This is a genomic window from Mucilaginibacter terrae (genome assembly GCF_031951985.1).
Classification (GTDB): domain Bacteria; phylum Bacteroidota; class Bacteroidia; order Sphingobacteriales; family Sphingobacteriaceae; genus Mucilaginibacter; species Mucilaginibacter terrae_A.
The window spans coordinates 744286-760922 of record NZ_JAVLVU010000001.1 but is presented as its reverse complement, the minus strand read 5'-3'; the positions used below and the strand labels follow the sequence as shown (position 1 = coordinate 760922).

Genomic DNA, 16637 nt, shown 5'->3' with positions numbered 1-16637 from the left:
GGCTTGCCTAAATGTTACTTTTAGTTAGCTTTTAAAACTATTAATTGAAAAATTGCGTTATAACCTCATCAAGTTTATCGTATGATTTTTAGTAAAAGCCCAGATTATTTTCAGGTTGCGCAAGGTGTTTGGGGTGCACGTATATTGTTTGTTAACGTTTATTTTATAGCCAACCGCCGTGGATTTCCTAAAGGCTGGGTATTGGTTGATGCTGGTATACAAGGTTCGGCACAGCGCATTATATCAGTTGCCGAAAGCATTTTTGGTACAGGAGCAAAGCCATCGGCCATTATACTAACGCATGCACATTCAGACCATACCGGTGCTCTCGAAGAACTGCTTAAACATTGGGATGTTCCTGTGTATGCACATGAGTACGAGGTTCCGTATTTAACCGGTAAATCATCTTATCCGCCGTCCGACCCAACCGTAGGCGAGGGGATGATGTCGCTGATGTCTGTTTTCTTCCGTAAGGAACCAATTGACATTAGTAATAATATACGCATTATTGATACCGAAGGTGGCATACCCGAATTACCTGAATGGCGTGTTATACATACGCCTGGCCATACACCCGGACATGTATCGTTTTTCCTGTCGTTAAATACTACATTAATTGCCGGTGATGCCTTTGTGGCTACCAAGCAGGAATCGGCTATTTATACCATCAGTAATATCAAAAAACTATCAGGCCCACCACGTTACATGACTACCGACTGGGTGGCTGCCGAAGCTTCGGTAAAAGTACTATCGTTACTGGAGCCGCGTATTGCCGGAACAGGGCACGGACCCGTATTGCGCGGCCGCGAGTTGCAGGAGTCGTTGCGTAACCTTGCCGAAAACTTTGTTGAACTGGCTGTGCCCAAAGGTGGCCGTTATGCCGAAAAACCTGCCGAAGCCGACGAAACCGGGACTTACTACATACCGCCGTTTCGCTCAACTACCAAGTTTAAAGCAGTAGCAGGATTATTAGGAGCATTAGCCGGATTTGCTATAACAAAAGCGTTGGTGAAGTAACCAACGCTTTTTTATGCTACTTTTGCCCGGTGGAACCAGTACAGCCTAACAACCAAGTTTTAATAGATATTGTAAATACAGCAATGCCTTTTGGCAAGCACAAGGGTTTGTTGCTATGTGATTTACCTGTTAGCTACTTAGAATGGATGCATAGCAAAGGTATGCCTGCCGGTAAACTGGGTATGATGCTGTCTACAGTTTATGAAATTAAGATAAATGGGCTGATGCCGCTCTTACAATCGGTAAAGAATAAGGTAAGGAGAGGGTAGCTAAAGCTTTTTAAACCAGCCTTTTTTCCAAAAAAAGAGTACCTGAATAATTCCGATGAGTACCATGATGCCTACGCAATATAAATAGCCATGCGGTTCATATAACTCAGGCATATTTAAAGGCAGCGGTTTACTGGTAACCGGGTCTAAAGGTGCAAAGTTCATTCCATATACACCGGCCACAAACGTAAGCGGAATAAATATTACCGATATGATGGTGAGCACTTTCATGATGCCATTCATTCGGTTACTTACCATCGACAAATACAGGTCAATGTTGCTGGCGCTAATCTCTTTATAACTCTCAATCAGATCAATAATCTGTATACAATGGTCGTAAGCATCACGCAGGTAGGTTTTGGTCTCTTTAGTAACCAGCGGGCTTTCGGTACGTATCATGTCGTTTATTTTGTCGCGCTCGGGCCAGGCTGCACGACGTAGCACAATAAGCATACGTTTCATATGCTGGGTATCGTACATGATGGTCTTATCTGCATTTTCGTAAATACGGTCTTCAATAGTTTCCAGTTCTTCGCCAATTTGGTTTAACACCACAAAATACCAGTCAATAACCGTATCAAATAATGCATAACAAATATGCCCCGGGCCATAATTCCTGATGGGGCTTTTAGGCGTATTCAGCCTGCTTTCCAAACCTTCGAAATTTTCTTCATAACCTTCCTCAAAACTGATCACCATGTTATCCTTTACAATAATCGATATCTGCGTGTTGTTGAGTTCGCAGTCGTCATTACTAATAATAACACGACCTGTAGCATACACATACTCGTCATACTCATCAAATTTGGGGCGTTGATGAGTGTTCATAATATCTTCTAAAACCAGGTCACTTATGTTTAGCCGGTCGCCAATTTCTTCAATCAGTTTAGCATCTCCCAGCCCATTAATTTTTATCCAGTGTGTGTGATTGTCGCACTTTTTTAGTTGGCTTAATACAGTATGTATGCTTTCGCCTTTCGAGCTAATCAGCTCTTCGGTGTTATAGGAGTAGATTTTTATACGCGGTTTAAGCGCACCTTCGGGCACACGTATAAGGCCGGGCCTATCGCCCACGTTGCCGGCACGTTTGTGCATGCGCGATGATATGCGTTTAAACTGCTTGGTAGTCATTTTAAAATTACAGATAATTAATAGCTTGCGGGCCCTGATTAAATAAAAGGTCAACAATGCTCAGGTTTTTAATAAACCCTTTGCGTTCTTCAAAAACCTGAAAGTAGGGCTTTTGTTCAAACTCCGACTCTTTTTTAGGGTGGATGGTGTTACGCAAGTCGGTAAATCCATCATGATGCCGTTCGTAGCTTTCGGTATATTGCAGCTTAACCGGCATCTTTAAAAATTTAAGTACCATGTTCAGTATCTGCTCATTGTAATCAAACAGGTATTCAATTTTATCTTCATAAAAACGGGCAAAGTCGTCTTCATAAAACTCAAAGTATGCCGAGCGACGGTAACAAGCCTGTAAGCTTAGCCAGTGCAGGCGTTGCCATTTAAAATCGTAACTTATTTTAACATCTTTAACCGGCGTATGCACCTTTGCGCCTTTTACAACAGGCACCACTAATCCTAACACACCATCGGGCGTGTAAACATTAGCCCGGTTGCGATAAGTTTGTTTTGGGAAATGCTCATGCTTTTCTATCAGCACATTAGCCTTATGCTTGTTCAGTGTTGTAAAATATTCAACCGGGGGCAAATAAAACATAGGCAGTAAGGCACCGTTTTCCATCTTTATCTATTATGTTTGTAGCTAAATTTTTTGCGAAAGTAATGATAAAGAAAGGTTTTTCCAGATTAGGTGTGGGTTTGCTATACCTGATCTCGTTATTACCTTACCCCATTCTGTTCTTTATAGCCGATATTTTATTCGTGCTCATTTACTATGTAATAGGCTATCGGCGCAAGGTAGTACAACAAAACCTGGCCAATGCCTTCCCCGAAAAATCTTTATCCGAGCGCCAGGCTATCGAAAAAAAATATTTCCGTTTTTTGGCCGATTTGATTTTAGAAACCATAAAACTCTACTCTATATCGCCCGAGGAAACCATTAAACGGGTAGATTTTCGTGACCATTTATTGCAGGATAACGAAGCCTTTAAACAAGGCAAAAGCATTATTGCAGCGGTTGGGCATTATGGCAACTGGGAGAGCGGCTGTTTACGCATGGGATTGGTAAAGGAGCGTAAATGCATTATTGCTTATAAGCCATTGTCGAACAATATATTCGATAAATTTTTCTTCGATCTGCGCTCGCGTTTTGGCACCTTGATGGTGCCCATGAAAAACACCTTTCGTACGGTTGTAGCCCACCGCAGAGAGCATACTTTAACCGTTTTGGCGGGCGATCAAACTCCATCGCGCGATGAGGTAACTTATTTCACTAATTTCCTCAACCAGCCTACGGCCGTTTTTTTAGGTGTAGAAAAACTGGCCAAGACCACCGATAGCCTGGTTGTTTTTTGTGATGTAAGGCGGGTTGGACGTGGATATTATACCTGCACATTTGTACCTTTGTTTGATAACCCCAAGGAGACTGCCGAGTACGAGATAACCAATGCGCACGTGCAGTACCTTGAAAATGTAATACGCGAAGAACCTGAATACTGGCTATGGTCGCACCGCAGGTGGAAATTTAAGCCGGAGGATTTAAACTAAAATGAATAAACCTAAAGTTGCTGTTGTTATATTAAACTGGAACGGCCTCAAATTTTTACAGCAATTTTTACCCTCGGTACTGCAATCAACATGGCCAGATCTTGAAATTGTAGTAGGCGATAATGGCTCGACCGATGGTTCGGTAGAGTTCCTGAAATCGCGCTATGGCAGTGAGGTTACTGTTTTACAAAACGACCAAAATTACGGCTACACCGGCGGCTATAACCGCATTGTAAACCGCGTTGAAGCCGACTATTACATCTTGCTAAATTCAGATATTGAAGTTGTGCCAAACTGGATAGAGCCAGTTATTGCAATGATGGAGGCCGATTCTACAATTGCAGCAGCAGCCCCCAAAATACTGGCGTATAATAACAAAACTTATTTTGAACATGCAGGTGCGGCAGGTGGCTTTATTGATAAACTGGGCTATCCATTTTGCCGTGGACGCTTGTTTTACGAAATACAAGAAGACAAGGGGCAGTACGACCAATCAACTGAGATATTTTGGGCCTCGGGTGCGGCATTGTTTATCCGTGCCGACCGTTGGAAAGAATCTGGTGGTTTTGACGAACGCTTTTTTGCACACATGGAAGAAATTGACCTATGCTGGCGTTTGAAAAACAGTGGTTATAAGGTTATGTACTGTGCCGAATCGACCGTTTACCACGTTGGTGGCGGTACGCTTAACGCCGAAAATCCATTCAAAACCTATCTTAACTTTCGCAATAACCTTTGGCTTATCCAAAAAAACATGTCGGTAATGAAAGCCACCTGGGTAATCAGCATTCGCATGTGGCTGGATTTACTGGCCCTCATCCGCTTTATGGGCGAAGGCAAGCGCAAGGATGCCTGGGCAGTGAGCAGAGCGCACCAAAGCTTTGTGAGAAGCATTTTTAAATCTCAGAAGCAAGAGTCAAGATTCAAGAATCAAGAATTGGGAGCTCAAAGCAAAAAGATTATAGGCAAGAAGGAAAAAAACGGACAACGGACAACTGACAACTCACATCTCGCATCTCCAAATCTTAAAGGCCTATACAAACGTAGTATTGTAGCTTGTTTCTTTCTAAAAAAGAAGACCCATTTTACTGACCTGAACCCGGAAGATTTTCATTAGCCGGAGAAGTAGGATGTGTTGGTGTAGCTTCGCTTGGTGGCATACTTACTACAATTTGTTGTGCGGGCTTGGGCATTTTAATGCCTTCTTTCTCAAACTCCTTGTAAATAGTAGTTAGTACCTGGCTTTTTAATTGTTCCCACTCGCTTATATCGGCAGCCCAAAACAACAATTTAAAGTCTATCGAGCCTGAACCCAGTTTATCTAAAAATATAACCGGTGCGGGATTAACCATAATATCATCACGGTTTGATACGAGGTTGCGCAGAATATTTTTCACCTTATCTACGTCGCAGCCAAATGCTACACTTATTAATAATTCTACCTGCCGGTTACTGTCGCTCAAAGTCCAGTTAATTACGTGCTGAGAGATGAGGTCACCGTTGGGAATGATGATCTCGGCACCGTTGCCTGTGGCTATTTTACTTGAGCGCATGCCAATATCTTTAATAGTGCCTGTACGGTTGGCAACTTCAATTACATCGCCTACTTGTATAGGTTTTTCAAAAGCCAATATTAAGCCCGATACCAGGTTATTTACAATGTTTTGCAAACCAAAACCTACACCCACACCAAGGGCGCTGATGATAATGGTCACTTTATCTAACGGAAAGCCTGATGCTGCAACAGCCAGCAAAAAGCCTACGCTGAATACGGCAATTCGAACCAGCAATAATGATGTCTTAGTTTTTCGGCCGATAGTTGTACTATTTCGTTTTTGATCGGCAAAATCATAAAAATAGGCAATTATACGAGCTAAAATGGTAGATATCCATATTACGCCTATAAATATAATAATGCTGCCAAAGGTAAATAGGGTACCACCTAAGTTACGCGATTGGGTTAGAAATGCACCCAAAATATCAAACACGCTATCCTCAACGCTTAAGTTTTGCAATAAGGTAACCACCCACATTACCATAGCCAAAATGTAAAGTAAGCTCTTAAAACGGCTTTGCAGCAGTTTAAAATCAAGATAAGAACTTATGCTGTCATCATCATCTTTATAGGTTTCGAGTTGCAGGAAGAGGCTCTGAACCAGTATTTGTATGAAGTAGTAAAGGCATAAAGCCAGCCAAAAATTGTACAGTGCAGTTACACCTATTATTTTTGCTAAACTAAACCTGCCGGCTACATTGAGTAATAATGCACCGCTTTCAAAAAATATAACCAACCCTAAAATGGTTTTGGCAAAAGGTAAATGTGGTTCATACACCGAACCGATTTTGCGCATGTAGGCAAAGCAAATCCAGGCTGTAGCCGCTGTAATGATGAGGAATGTAACCCGGTCAATATTTGACACCTCGATGAAAAGGTTACTAATGCTAAACAACAACCCTAAAACAAACAGTTTAAGCAAAAAGTTAAACTGTGGTCGGGGAAACGTTTTATATACGATGCGTAGTATACACAGCGTACTCACCATAAATACAATCTGCAAAAAAACAACCGGTGGGTGCGAATATAAGTACGGCACCACGAGCGAAGTAACCAGCAGGGCAGAAGTATAAGGATAACTTACAATATAACCCGTTTGGGCAAAAACTTCTTTAAAATTATTCCTCTTCTTGAGTATTTTGCGCCGGTTTACAATTATCCATACCAAAAAGCTGCAAAGCAGTAATAAACCCATCAGGTGCTTTACTACTTGGTCATTCAGTAGCTTAAATAGCTTCAGGTTCATACTCACTGTGCGGCTCAGGGCAGATGAAAAAGTGGTGTCGCGGTCCGACTGCATATTCCATATGTAGCCATACTCGCAGTTAAGTGAGTTCATGCTAAAACTCCTGATCTTGTTGTCAATCAGTTCCTTTTGATCAATAATGGATATATATACCGATGTTAAGCGGTTTTGCAGTAACCCAAGTTTAAGTATGGCCTTGCTGTTAACTTTGTCCAGCTTTTGGGCACGTGCTTCAATGGCCGACCGCTGGTCTAAAAAGGTAATTCTGAGTGTACTATCCGTAGGGAAAATACGGAAAATCGAATCTTTAGAAATCTGGTTAATATCATCATCAATGTCGGCCAGTTTATCGCTTATATCCATAAGCCGGTCCTGCCACACATCAAGCTTATCTTGTTGCTTACTCAACACATCGCGTATAGCGTAAAGGTAACGCAGCGTACCCGCACGATCTTTAAGGATGAGGCCTCGCATAGTAACAATTAACTTTTCGAGACGGGGCAGGGCGGCGCTTATATCTGCAGTATCAAGTCTTTTGCTTTGCAAATTACTTATCTGATTGAACGACAAGGTATAATACTCTATACGCTGTAGTAAATTATTAGTTGATGTATCGGAGGTTTTGTAATGCCGCATCATCGAATCGCGCCTCATCATGGTAGCCCTCAGCGAATCGGCAATGGTACGTTTATGGCGTTTACGGTTTTGCCCAAACGCCTGGTTCGATAAGGCAAAAGCCAACGAAATTACAGTGACTAAAATTCGGATAACTAAAATTTTACGCATGCAGAACTGCTAAAATATCGATGTGTGAAATTTAAACTACTAATTGCCAAAAACGTTTGCTTGTACAAAGCATTTATTAATTTTTCATTATAAAGTTATGTAATGAAAGATGAAACTTTAATCAATAAACAAAAAATGCTGCACTCCAATTAATTACGGGTGCAGCATTTCTTATTAAAAGGAAATAGTAATTATGCTAAATCTGGATAAACCTCGCGGTTTGCAGATGCCAGTGTGTTTTGCAGCAAACCAATAATGGTCATTAAGCCAACACCGCCAGGTACCGGGGTAATCCATGATGCTTTAGGTGCAACGTTTTCAAAGTCAACGTCGCCATAGAGTTTGTAGCCCGATTTGGTTAGGGTAGAGGTTTCGCGGTTCATGCCTACATCGATTATAACCGCGCCTTCTTTCACCATATCGGCGGTGATGAAGTTTTTCTTACCAATTGCTACTACTAATATATCGGCATCTAAAGTGAACTTCTTAATGTCGGGAGTGCGGCTGTGGCAAATAGTTACTGTACAGTTACCCGGCTGGGTATTACGAGCCATTAATATGCTCATAGGCGAGCCTACAATGTTACTACGGCCAACCACCACACAATGCTTACCAGCGGTTTCGATGCCATACTCTTTCAGCATTAAAGTAATGCCATAAGGTGTAGCCGGAATAAACGATGGCAGGTTACGCTGCATACGGCCCAAATTTACCGGGTGAAAACCATCCACATCTTTACGATGGTCAATACGCTCGGTTACTTTTTCAGGGTCGATGTGTTTTGGCAACGGAAGCTGAACAATAATACCGTCAATATCAGCATCAGCGTTTAGCTCAGCTACCTTTTGCAGTAACTCTTCTTCGGTAACATCATCTTCATAACGTACCAGGCTCGATTTAAAACCTACCTTTTCGCAGTTTTTCATCTTGCTGGCTACGTAGGTTTCGCTGCCACCATCATGACCAACCAATACCGCAACCAAGTGCGGCTTGCGGCCGCTGCGCTGTAAATAATCGGCTGCCTTTTCGGCAATTTCAACTTTCAGTTTTTCAGATACGTATTTTCCGTCGAGTAGTTGCATAGAATGGAATTATAGTAAAAAGAGAAAGGACAAAGAAGTTCGTTCTTTGTCCCTTTATTATGATGTTTAATTTAATCCAGTTTCAAAACCGCCATGAACGCGCTTTGCGGTATCTCTACGTTACCAACCTGGCGCATGCGTTTTTTACCTTTTTTCTGTTTCTCTAACAGTTTACGCTTACGCGAAATATCACCGCCGTAACACTTGGCTGTAACGTCTTTACGCAGGGCTTTTACCGTTTCGCGGGCTATAATTTTAGCACCTATAGAAGCCTGTACAATAATTTCAAACTGTTGGCGCGGGATAAGCTCTTTCAGCTTTTCGCATATCTTTTTACCAAAATCGTACGAATTACTGCGGTGAATCAGCGACGACAATGCATCAACGGGCTCACCGTTTAAACGAATATCCAAACGTACCAAATCGCTTTGGCGGTAGCCTATTTGCGTATAATCGAAAGAGGCATAACCTTTAGAAATGGTTTTCAGCTTATCGTAAAAGTCGAATACGATCTCGCCCATTGGCATCTCAAAAATGAGTTCCACACGGTCGGATGTTAAATATGACTGGTTAACAATAGTACCACGTTTTTGAATACATAACGACATTACCGGGCCAACAAATTCGGCCTTTGTAATAATATTAGCTTTTATATATGGCTCTTCTACAAAGTCAAGCTTGCTCGGGTCGGGAAGGTCAGATGGGTTGTTTACAATAAGCGGATCGCCTTTGGTGGTGTAAGCTATGTACGATACGTTGGGAACGGTAGTAATTACCGTCATGTCGAACTCGCGCTCCAAACGCTCCTGAATGATCTCCATGTGGAGCATACCCAAAAATCCGCATCGGAAACCAAAGCCTAAGGCAGCCGACGATTCGGGTTCGAAAACCAACGATGCGTCATTCAGCTGCAGCTTACCCATCGAATCACGTAATTCTTCGTAATCTTCGGTATCAACCGGGTAAATACCGGCAAATACCATGGGTTTTACTTCTTCAAAACCTTGTATACCGGCAGCGGCAGGTCGTTCAATCAGCGTAATGGTATCGCCAACTTTTACTTCCTTAGCCTCTTTAATGCCCGATATTATGTAGCCCACGTCGCCGGTTTTAATAACGTCTTTAGGCAGCTGGGTTAACTTTAAGGTACCTACCTCATCGGCAATGTATTCTTTGCCGGTAGCCATAAACTTAACTTTAGTGTTTTTACGAATTTCGCCGTTAACTACCTTGAAGTATGCTATAATACCACGGAAAGAGTTGAATACCGAGTCGAAGATCAATGCTTGCAGTGGTGCATCAGGATCGCCAACAGGGGCTGGAACACGCTCGATGATAGCACGAAGAATATCATCAACCCCCATACCGGTTTTACCCGATGCAGCCAAAATTTCTTCACGTTTGCAGCCTATCAGGTCAACAATCTGGTCTTTAACTTCCTCGGGCATAGCGCCGGGAAGGTCCATTTTGTTCAACACCGGGATGATTTCCAGGTCGTTCTCTAAAGCCAGGTACAGGTTTGATATAGTTTGTGCCTGTATACCCTGCGATGCATCCACGATCAAAAGTGCGCCCTCACAGGCTGCAATGGAACGTGATACCTCGTACGAGAAATCCACGTGACCAGGTGTGTCAATAAGGTTGAGGACGTATTGCTGGCCATCAAGAGTGTAATCCATCTGGATGGCGTGGCTTTTTATGGTAATACCACGCTCGCGCTCCAGGTCCATATCGTCGAGCAATTGGGCCTGCGCTTCGCGCTGGGTAATGGTCTTGGTATATTCGAGCAAACGATCGGCCAGGGTACTTTTACCGTGATCGATGTGTGCGATGATACAAAAGTTACGTATGTGCTTCATTTCAAAACGCAAAAATAGCTTTTTAGGCCGATAAATTTGTATACCGAAGTAGCAATTAGTTAATTTGAATTTATGGGTTTTTCAAGCAAGTTAAAAGAATATATAGAACTCTGTTTAACAGTGAATTACGGCAACCCTGTAAACTTGCAAGCTGTAAACCCAGTAAGTGGAGGAGATATAAATGCGGCCTACTGCATTATAACAAACGCAGGTAAATTCATGGTTAAGCTCAATAGCAAAAGTGCTTATCCCGGGATGTTTAAACGCGAGTCCGAAGGGCTAACGGCCATCCGAAACACACGAACCATTGCTGTGCTCGAAGTGGTGTTACAATTTGATTTTGAAGATGATAGCTGTATGCTGATGGAATGGGTTGATGCCAGCAGGGCGACTCCCGCAGCATCTGAACAGTTAGGCTACCAATTGGCTGCTATGCATCGTAACACTGCGCCATTCTTTGGTTTTGATACTGATAATTACATGGGTTCCTTACCCCAAAGCAACCACAAGCACGATGCATGGGCACAGTTTTTTGTACAGGAACGTTTGGAACCAATGATGAAAATAGCCATTGATAAACGCTTGCTAAGCTATGAAGATGCCCGGTTATTTGACAAGCTTTACGACCGTTTACCAAAACTTTTTAACGAAGAAGCCCCGGCGTTAATTCACGGAGATTTGTGGGGCGGTAATTATTTGATCAGAAATGATGGCAAACCTTATTTAATTGACCCTGCGATAAGTTATGGGCACCGGGAGTTTGATATAGCCATGACCACCTTATTTAGCGGATTCAGCAATGAATTTTACACAGCTTATCATGAAGCATTTCCTTTAGCCAAAGGCTGGCAGGAGCGGGTTGATCTTTGGAATTTATACCCGTTGCTATTGCATCTAAACTTGTTTGGAATGAGCTATTTAGGTCAGGTGAGGTATGGTTTAAATAAGTATTTATAAAGCCTTACTCAAAACAAACTCAACGGCTTTTCATCGGGCCCGTTAAACCAGTCGCCCGATTTATTATCAGCTTTGTTGATGCTCTTGCCAATCTCTACCTTTAATAATGCACTGTTTTCAATAGGTTGTAGCACTTTGGCGCGTTCGTGATAAGGTAGTTGGGTGTTCAACCAAATATCCGCATCGGCGCGGGTTATGATAACGGGCATACGGTTATGTACCTCGCCTACCATTTGATTGGGTTCGCGGGTAATTACGGTGCAGCTGAGTACCGGGGCATCAAGTTTTGTATTATAATCCCACAAGCCGGCCAACAGCATCAGGCTGCCATCGGCCATGCTAAAGTACCAGGGCGTTTTTTCGCTGCTGCGTTCCCACTCATAAAAACCGTTGATAGCTATTATGCAATGACGTTTACCCAAAAGGTGTTTATAAGCGGGCTTATCGGCCATGTCTTCGCTGCGGGCATTGTGACTTTGATAGGCAGGGTAGGTGTTACTCCATGAGGGTATAAGCGGCCAGTGAAAGTGTCGCAGTGTATCGGGGGCACGGTCGGCCAGGCCAAAAATATAGCTATCCTGGCAGGCAAAGCCGTTTACATCACCTTCGCGCGGAGTATCACTGTCTTTAACGCCGAGGCGTTTGGCGGTTTCGGCACTATCGGAGAAATTTATTCGGCCACACATATTCTTCAATGCAAAGTTAAGCAGTTAGTAACTATTAATTCCTAAAAAACAATTTACCCTATTATGTTGTTAAATCCTCGTAAAAACAACCATTTATCATGAAGAAAACATTGTTACTAAGTGTATTTGCCGCATCAGTATTGTTTGGTTGCAAATCAAAAGACAAAAATGCTGATTCAGCCGATTCTACTACAAAAACCACCGAAATCACGAAATCATCTTCTACCGAACCAGCTTCAACCTCACCCGCCAACGAGGCTAAAACTTACACCATTACCGTAAGCCCCGATACCGCGTTGTTGGGTAAATCAAAAGAAGCCTTTATTAAGGTCATACCAATTTCGGCAACCGAATTGAGTACGCCTGAAGGTAAATCGGAGGGTATTGAAGTATCGTTTAAAATAAGCGTTACCAATAAAAATGCGATTGGCGGTAATTCGGTAGGTGTATCGCCAAGCGAGTTTAGGCTACAGTTGGATAATAATACTTCTATTTCGCAATACACCGGTAGCTACGTATCGGCCGATGCCGAATCGACCAAAGAGTCGGAAGTCATTATTTACCGCATACCGGCAGGGACTAAGCCTAAAACACTTAACCTGTTTTATGACCAAACCCGCGCTTCGGTACCGTTTTTATTAAAATAATTATTTCATAAACTTTTTATAGAAAAGGGCTTCATTTTATGGTGAAGCCCTTTTTGTTTGCCGGCAGATTTATACTTTTGAAGCATGACCAACGGCAATATCTCCTTAAAACGCACCGATAGCTCAAACCTCGATTTTAGAATGCTTGTAACTGAGCTTGATGCCGACCTGCGCCATCGCAACGGCGACGTAATGGATATTTACGACCAGCACAACATTATTGAACAAATAGATACTGTAGTTATTGCTTACAAAGATGATGTTCCGGCAGGCTGTGGCTGCTTTAAAAGCTACGATGATGAAGCCGTGGAAGTAAAGCGCATGTTTGTAAAACTTGAGGCAAGGGGCAAAGGCATCAGCCGTAAAATACTTACCGAACTGGAGCATTGGGCTAAAGAATTGGGATATGCTTATACAGTGCTCGAAACCGGGAACAATCAAACCGAGGCATTATCATTATATCGCAAATCAGGATACGAGGAGACACCGGCTTACGGTGTTTATGCTAATTTGCCTGATAGCATTTGTTTCAAAAAGAAATTAACTCAATCACAAAATTTATAAAACTTCTATGAATAACAACGAAAACATAACCGCACACCAATACTGCATACTTAAAGTAGACACAAAACTTTTTAGCAGTAAGATTGAGTTTGAATTAGATTTAGGCAAAGAAACCATCAACGCCGGTTTATATGAGAGTGCGGTTATGCAGAAAACAGAATCGGTAACAAAATTTACCAATTTGATAGACGCTTTAAATTACCTTTCAACCCTGGGATGGGAAATTGTTAATGTACATTACCGCGAAATGAGCGGAACTACTTACAACAACCCGCAATACTTATTGAAGCGGAAAGTATAAACAAGTCATATTCAATAAACAGATAACAAAAAAGGTGTTTCATTAATTTGAAACACCTTTTTTTTAGGTTATATTAACTTATAATCAAATAACTAAAACTCTATTTTGATCCGTCGCTAAGGGCTAAGCCCCAGTCTTTACCTTTTTCAGTGGCCGGTACGCCTTTGTCCATCCAAACCGGCATTGGTTTACCTTTAAGGAAGTGGTCAAAAAACTGTGCTTCGCGGATAGTTATATCCTTGCGGTTTTTGCGCTGAACCAAGTTGTGAGCTTCATCATTATACTGAAGCATCCAAACAGGTTTACCTAACCTGCGCAGGGCAGTAAACATTTCAATACCCTGGTACCAAGGCACGGCTCCGTCGGCATCGTTAGCCATAACTACCACTGGTGTATGCACTTTAGGGAAATGGAACAGCGGCGAATTTTCGATATACAACTCAGGTTTTTCCCATAGCGTAGCGCCAATACGGCTTTGGGTTTTCTCATACTGAAACTGACGGTTTACACCGCTTTCCCAACGTATACCGCCGTAAGCCGAAGTCATGTTGGCTACCGGGGCACCGGCCCATGCAGCAGCGTACATATCATTTTGTGTAATTAAATAGGCAACCTGGTAACCACCCCAGCTTTGGCCTTGTATGCCAATGTGCTTGCCATCAACCCATGAGTTTTTCTTTAATGCCTCAACGCCCGAGTTAATAAACTCCACTGCCGATTGACCTGGGTGACCAACTTCGTAGCTAATATCAGGTGTATATACTAAATAACCGTTACTAACAAAGTATGAAATTGGCAAACGCGATGGCGTAGGTGCAGGCGATTGGTAGTTGTAAATGGTTTCAGAAACCTTTTCATAAAAATACACCAGCATGGGATACTTTTTGTTAGGGTCAAAATCTTCGGGCTTGTATAATATACCGGTTGATTTATAACCTTTAGGTGTTGTCCAATGCACTAATTCGGCAGTGAACCAGTTATAGTTGGCTTGCTGCGGGTTTATTGCACTTAATTTAGTTTCTCTTTTCAAATCGGTTGATGCATATAAATCGGGCGACTTGTCGAAGCTACCTTTGGTATAAATATAAACATCGGCGTTTTTAGCTTTGGTAACCGGTCCGTAACTGTAAGGCCCCATAACCACCATTTCGGGTGCTTTTTTTGAACCGAATGATTGTTTGTAGTAACCCCATTGTTTGGTATCGTCGTTTTGAGTTAACAGCATCAATGTTTTTTTGGTAGAAATGTAACGGTCGTCTTCATCGCCGCCGCCGCCAAATCCACCAAAACGGCCACCGCCGCCAGGCATAGGATAACGGAATATAAGCTTGTTTTTACGACCTGCACCATTAGTAAAATTGGTAGCAATGCCGGTAGCCGGGTCAATGCTCCAAATGTCGTATCGATCATAGATCAATACGTCTTTATCACCGGTTGTCCAGCCTGCAATGCCGTATGCGCCCGGATCATCAGGTACGTCGTTATCTTCATCGCCAATTTTTACGCCTAGCGATTTGGTTAGGTTCACCTTTTTACCGGTTGCCATATTGTAGCTAAAGTAGTTTTGCTCCTTTGCATCAAACCAAATAATGTAGTTGCCGCCAGTTGAGAATTGGTAACGGGCTTTAGTACGATCCATTATTTTTTTACGTTCGCCGGTTTTGGTATCGATAAGATAAGCTTCTGAGCGACCGCCGCCTTCCCATTGCGATTGTACGCGGGTACCGGTATCGGTAACACCCAACGCATAACGCGAATCGTTACTCATTGGCATTGATACGCTTTCCATGTATTGATCGGCCAGTTGAACCAGTTTATGATCGGTTTCTGCCGGACGAATAACCGCTAAATAATTACGACGTAAATCGCGCTGGAGTGTTTTTAACTGCTGCGGTTGCAGGTAATCGTCCTTATAGTTCCATATATCCAGTTTAGCCGTTTCAAAATCAACTAATGAAGTATCAATAGGTTTTGGAATAGGAGCAGTGCCGAAGAACAGGTTGTTGCCGCTTTTACTAAAATAAATACGTCCATCGCCGCTAACCGCCCATTGCGGTTTAATGCCACTCATACCGGCACCTGCAATTACGCTGGCACTGTCATTAGAGCTACTGTAATAATACAATTTGTAAGGTTTAACACGGGCGCGTTCGGGGTTTTTCTCAGCAGCAAATGCCAATTGTTTACCGGTTTCATCAAAAGCCAATGCTTTATAAGTGCCACGACCGGTGCTGATATTTTTAACTGCATCTTTCTCCACATCATACAAATAAACACCCGATTGCAGGTTTTCTTTGTTACGGCGTGGCGCTGTTACAGCATAGGCAACCAGTTTGCCATCTTTACTTAACTGGTATTCGGTTACGTATTTAAAAGTGCGTTGTTTACCATTAAGTAGCTGTTTTACTACCAGGTCGGCTCCTTCACGTGTAGGCGGTGCAATGGTGTTGGCTACCGCGCGGCGCGATGTATCGCCAGCAGCTGGTTTTGCAAGTGTATCAGATGGGGCAAGGTAAGCAAATACCGGGGCCTTTTCGGCTATTTTAAATGAACGTACACCTGCTATTTTTGTAATAGCAGTATTGCCTAATGATAAGAAACCTAAAGTGTCTTTAGGCATTTCATTAGGGCGTTTCTTTTTAATTTTTGCCAGGCGGGTAGCAGCAAAAGGTGCCCGAATCAAAAATACCGCATATTTTGAATCTGCAGTAAAACGGGCAGTATCTGCACGCTGTATGGTGAATTTACCAGTGTTTTTGGGAGTAGTGATCACCATACTGGCATCACCTTCCTGTGGCTTTACCACGTAGGCTACCCATTTACCATCGTTAGTAATAATGGAGTTGGTAACGCTTTGCCAACTATCGTAAACCGAGTGGTCGAGTGGTTTTTTAGCAGCTTTTTGAGCAAAAACGCCCATACTTGCCGCCGAAAACAAGCTTAAGAGTAAAACTTTACGCATTTTGAGTTTTTAGTTTGAGTTTAAATCAAACTA

The 16637-nt window shown here is 42.6% G+C and carries 15 protein-coding genes; 8 read left to right on the top strand and 7 right to left on the bottom strand.

Annotation, left to right across the window (positions count from 1 at the left end; all coding sequences use genetic code 11):
* The first annotated feature begins 81 nt into the window (after window positions 1–81).
* On the top strand, window positions 82–1017 hold the full coding sequence (locus QE417_RS03160; protein WP_311947465.1) for an MBL fold metallo-hydrolase: 936 nt from the start codon (window positions 82–84) through the stop codon (window positions 1015–1017).
* A gap of 29 nt (window positions 1018–1046) precedes the next feature.
* A complete protein-coding gene (locus QE417_RS03155) occupies window positions 1047–1286 on the top strand; it encodes a DUF3820 family protein (protein ID WP_311947464.1) in 240 nt (79 codons plus the stop codon).
* Here QE417_RS03155 and corA read toward each other — a convergent pair whose 3' ends face one another.
* Both corA and QE417_RS03145 read right to left on the bottom strand, forming a co-directional pair.
* Complete coding sequence (gene corA, locus QE417_RS03150) at window positions 1287–2417, bottom strand: magnesium/cobalt transporter CorA (protein WP_311947463.1); 1131 nt, start codon at window positions 2415–2417, stop codon at window positions 1287–1289.
* Window positions 2418–2424: 7 nt separating this feature from the next.
* A complete protein-coding gene (locus tag QE417_RS03145; RefSeq protein ID WP_311947462.1) occupies window positions 2425–3033 on the bottom strand; it encodes a WbqC family protein in 609 nt (202 codons plus the stop codon).
* 41 nt (window positions 3034–3074) lie between these two features.
* Between QE417_RS03145 and QE417_RS03140 the strand changes: the two genes are divergently transcribed.
* Together QE417_RS03140 and QE417_RS03135 are read left to right on the top strand one after the other, a co-directional pair.
* A complete protein-coding gene (locus tag QE417_RS03140) occupies window positions 3075–3959 on the top strand; it encodes a lysophospholipid acyltransferase family protein (RefSeq protein WP_311947461.1) in 885 nt (294 codons plus the stop codon).
* A gap of 1 nt (window position 3960) precedes the next feature.
* The gene (locus QE417_RS03135; RefSeq protein WP_311947459.1) at window positions 3961–5076 is read left to right on the top strand and encodes a glycosyltransferase family 2 protein; all 1116 of its coding nucleotides are present in this window, start codon (window positions 3961–3963) and stop codon (window positions 5074–5076) included.
* On the opposite strand, the gene QE417_RS03130 is transcribed toward QE417_RS03135, so the two are convergent.
* The 3 genes from QE417_RS03130 to lepA form a co-directional block, all read right to left on the bottom strand.
* A complete protein-coding gene (locus QE417_RS03130) occupies window positions 5045–7546 on the bottom strand; it encodes a mechanosensitive ion channel family protein (RefSeq protein ID WP_311947458.1) in 2502 nt (833 codons plus the stop codon). The two genes, QE417_RS03135 and QE417_RS03130, sit on opposite strands and share 32 nt — an antisense overlap.
* Window positions 7547–7737: 191 nt before the next feature.
* Entirely contained in the window at window positions 7738–8628 is an 891-nt protein-coding gene (locus tag QE417_RS03125) for a bifunctional 5,10-methylenetetrahydrofolate dehydrogenase/5,10-methenyltetrahydrofolate cyclohydrolase (protein WP_311947457.1), read from the bottom strand.
* Window positions 8629–8699: 71 nt separating this feature from the next.
* The gene (gene lepA / locus QE417_RS03120; RefSeq protein ID WP_311947456.1) at window positions 8700–10487 is read right to left on the bottom strand and encodes a translation elongation factor 4; all 1788 of its coding nucleotides are present in this window, start codon (window positions 10485–10487) and stop codon (window positions 8700–8702) included.
* A 72-nt stretch (window positions 10488–10559) separates the two neighbouring features.
* On the opposite strand from lepA, the gene QE417_RS03115 reads away from it, so the two are divergent.
* Window positions 10560–11444: a fructosamine kinase family protein gene (locus tag QE417_RS03115; RefSeq protein ID WP_311947454.1), complete on the top strand. Its 885-nt coding sequence runs from the start codon at window positions 10560–10562 to the stop codon at window positions 11442–11444.
* A gap of 8 nt (window positions 11445–11452) precedes the next feature.
* On the opposite strand, the gene QE417_RS03110 is transcribed toward QE417_RS03115, so the two are convergent.
* Window positions 11453–12130, bottom strand: coding sequence for an SOS response-associated peptidase (locus QE417_RS03110; RefSeq protein ID WP_311947453.1), 678 nt, complete (start codon window positions 12128–12130; stop codon window positions 11453–11455).
* Window positions 12131–12228: 98 nt separating this feature from the next.
* Here QE417_RS03110 and QE417_RS03105 point away from each other — a divergent pair, with 98 nt between their 5' ends.
* The 3 genes from QE417_RS03105 to QE417_RS03095 all read left to right on the top strand — a co-directional run bounded on the left by QE417_RS03105 (window position 12229) and on the right by QE417_RS03095 (window position 13642).
* Complete coding sequence (locus QE417_RS03105; protein WP_311947451.1) at window positions 12229–12777, top strand: hypothetical protein; 549 nt, start codon at window positions 12229–12231, stop codon at window positions 12775–12777.
* 84 nt (window positions 12778–12861) lie between these two features.
* A complete protein-coding gene (locus QE417_RS03100) occupies window positions 12862–13341 on the top strand; it encodes a GNAT family N-acetyltransferase (protein ID WP_311947450.1) in 480 nt (159 codons plus the stop codon).
* Between the two features lie 7 nt (window positions 13342–13348).
* Window positions 13349–13642, top strand: a complete 294-nt coding sequence (locus tag QE417_RS03095) for a hypothetical protein (RefSeq protein WP_311947448.1) — start codon at window positions 13349–13351, stop codon at window positions 13640–13642.
* Window positions 13643–13742: 100 nt separating this feature from the next.
* Here QE417_RS03095 and QE417_RS03090 read toward each other — a convergent pair whose 3' ends face one another.
* Window positions 13743–16604, bottom strand: a complete 2862-nt coding sequence (locus tag QE417_RS03090) for an alpha/beta hydrolase family protein (RefSeq protein WP_311947447.1) — start codon at window positions 16602–16604, stop codon at window positions 13743–13745.
* Window positions 16605–16637: the final 33 nt, after the last annotated feature.

Coding starts and splice junctions, on each gene's coding strand:
- QE417_RS03090 (WP_311947447.1), bottom strand. CDS start 16,604: ATGCGTAAAGTTTTACTCTTAAGCTTGTTTTCGGCGGCAAGTATGGGC.
- QE417_RS03105 (WP_311947451.1), top strand. CDS start 12,229: ATGAAGAAAACATTGTTACTAAGTGTATTTGCCGCATCAGTATTGTTT.
- QE417_RS03130 (WP_311947458.1), bottom strand. CDS start 7,546: ATGCGTAAAATTTTAGTTATCCGAATTTTAGTCACTGTAATTTCGTTG.
- lepA (WP_311947456.1), bottom strand. CDS start 10,487: ATGAAGCACATACGTAACTTTTGTATCATCGCACACATCGATCACGGT.
- QE417_RS03110 (WP_311947453.1), bottom strand. CDS start 12,130: ATGTGTGGCCGAATAAATTTCTCCGATAGTGCCGAAACCGCCAAACGC.
- QE417_RS03160 (WP_311947465.1), top strand. CDS start 82: ATGATTTTTAGTAAAAGCCCAGATTATTTTCAGGTTGCGCAAGGTGTT.
- QE417_RS03145 (WP_311947462.1), bottom strand. CDS start 3,033: ATGGAAAACGGTGCCTTACTGCCTATGTTTTATTTGCCCCCGGTTGAA.
- QE417_RS03095 (WP_311947448.1), top strand. CDS start 13,349: ATGAATAACAACGAAAACATAACCGCACACCAATACTGCATACTTAAA.
- corA (WP_311947463.1), bottom strand. CDS start 2,417: ATGACTACCAAGCAGTTTAAACGCATATCATCGCGCATGCACAAACGT.
- QE417_RS03115 (WP_311947454.1), top strand. CDS start 10,560: ATGGGTTTTTCAAGCAAGTTAAAAGAATATATAGAACTCTGTTTAACA.
- QE417_RS03100 (WP_311947450.1), top strand. CDS start 12,862: ATGACCAACGGCAATATCTCCTTAAAACGCACCGATAGCTCAAACCTC.
- QE417_RS03135 (WP_311947459.1), top strand. CDS start 3,961: ATGAATAAACCTAAAGTTGCTGTTGTTATATTAAACTGGAACGGCCTC.
- QE417_RS03125 (WP_311947457.1), bottom strand. CDS start 8,628: ATGCAACTACTCGACGGAAAATACGTATCTGAAAAACTGAAAGTTGAA.
- QE417_RS03140 (WP_311947461.1), top strand. CDS start 3,075: ATGATAAAGAAAGGTTTTTCCAGATTAGGTGTGGGTTTGCTATACCTG.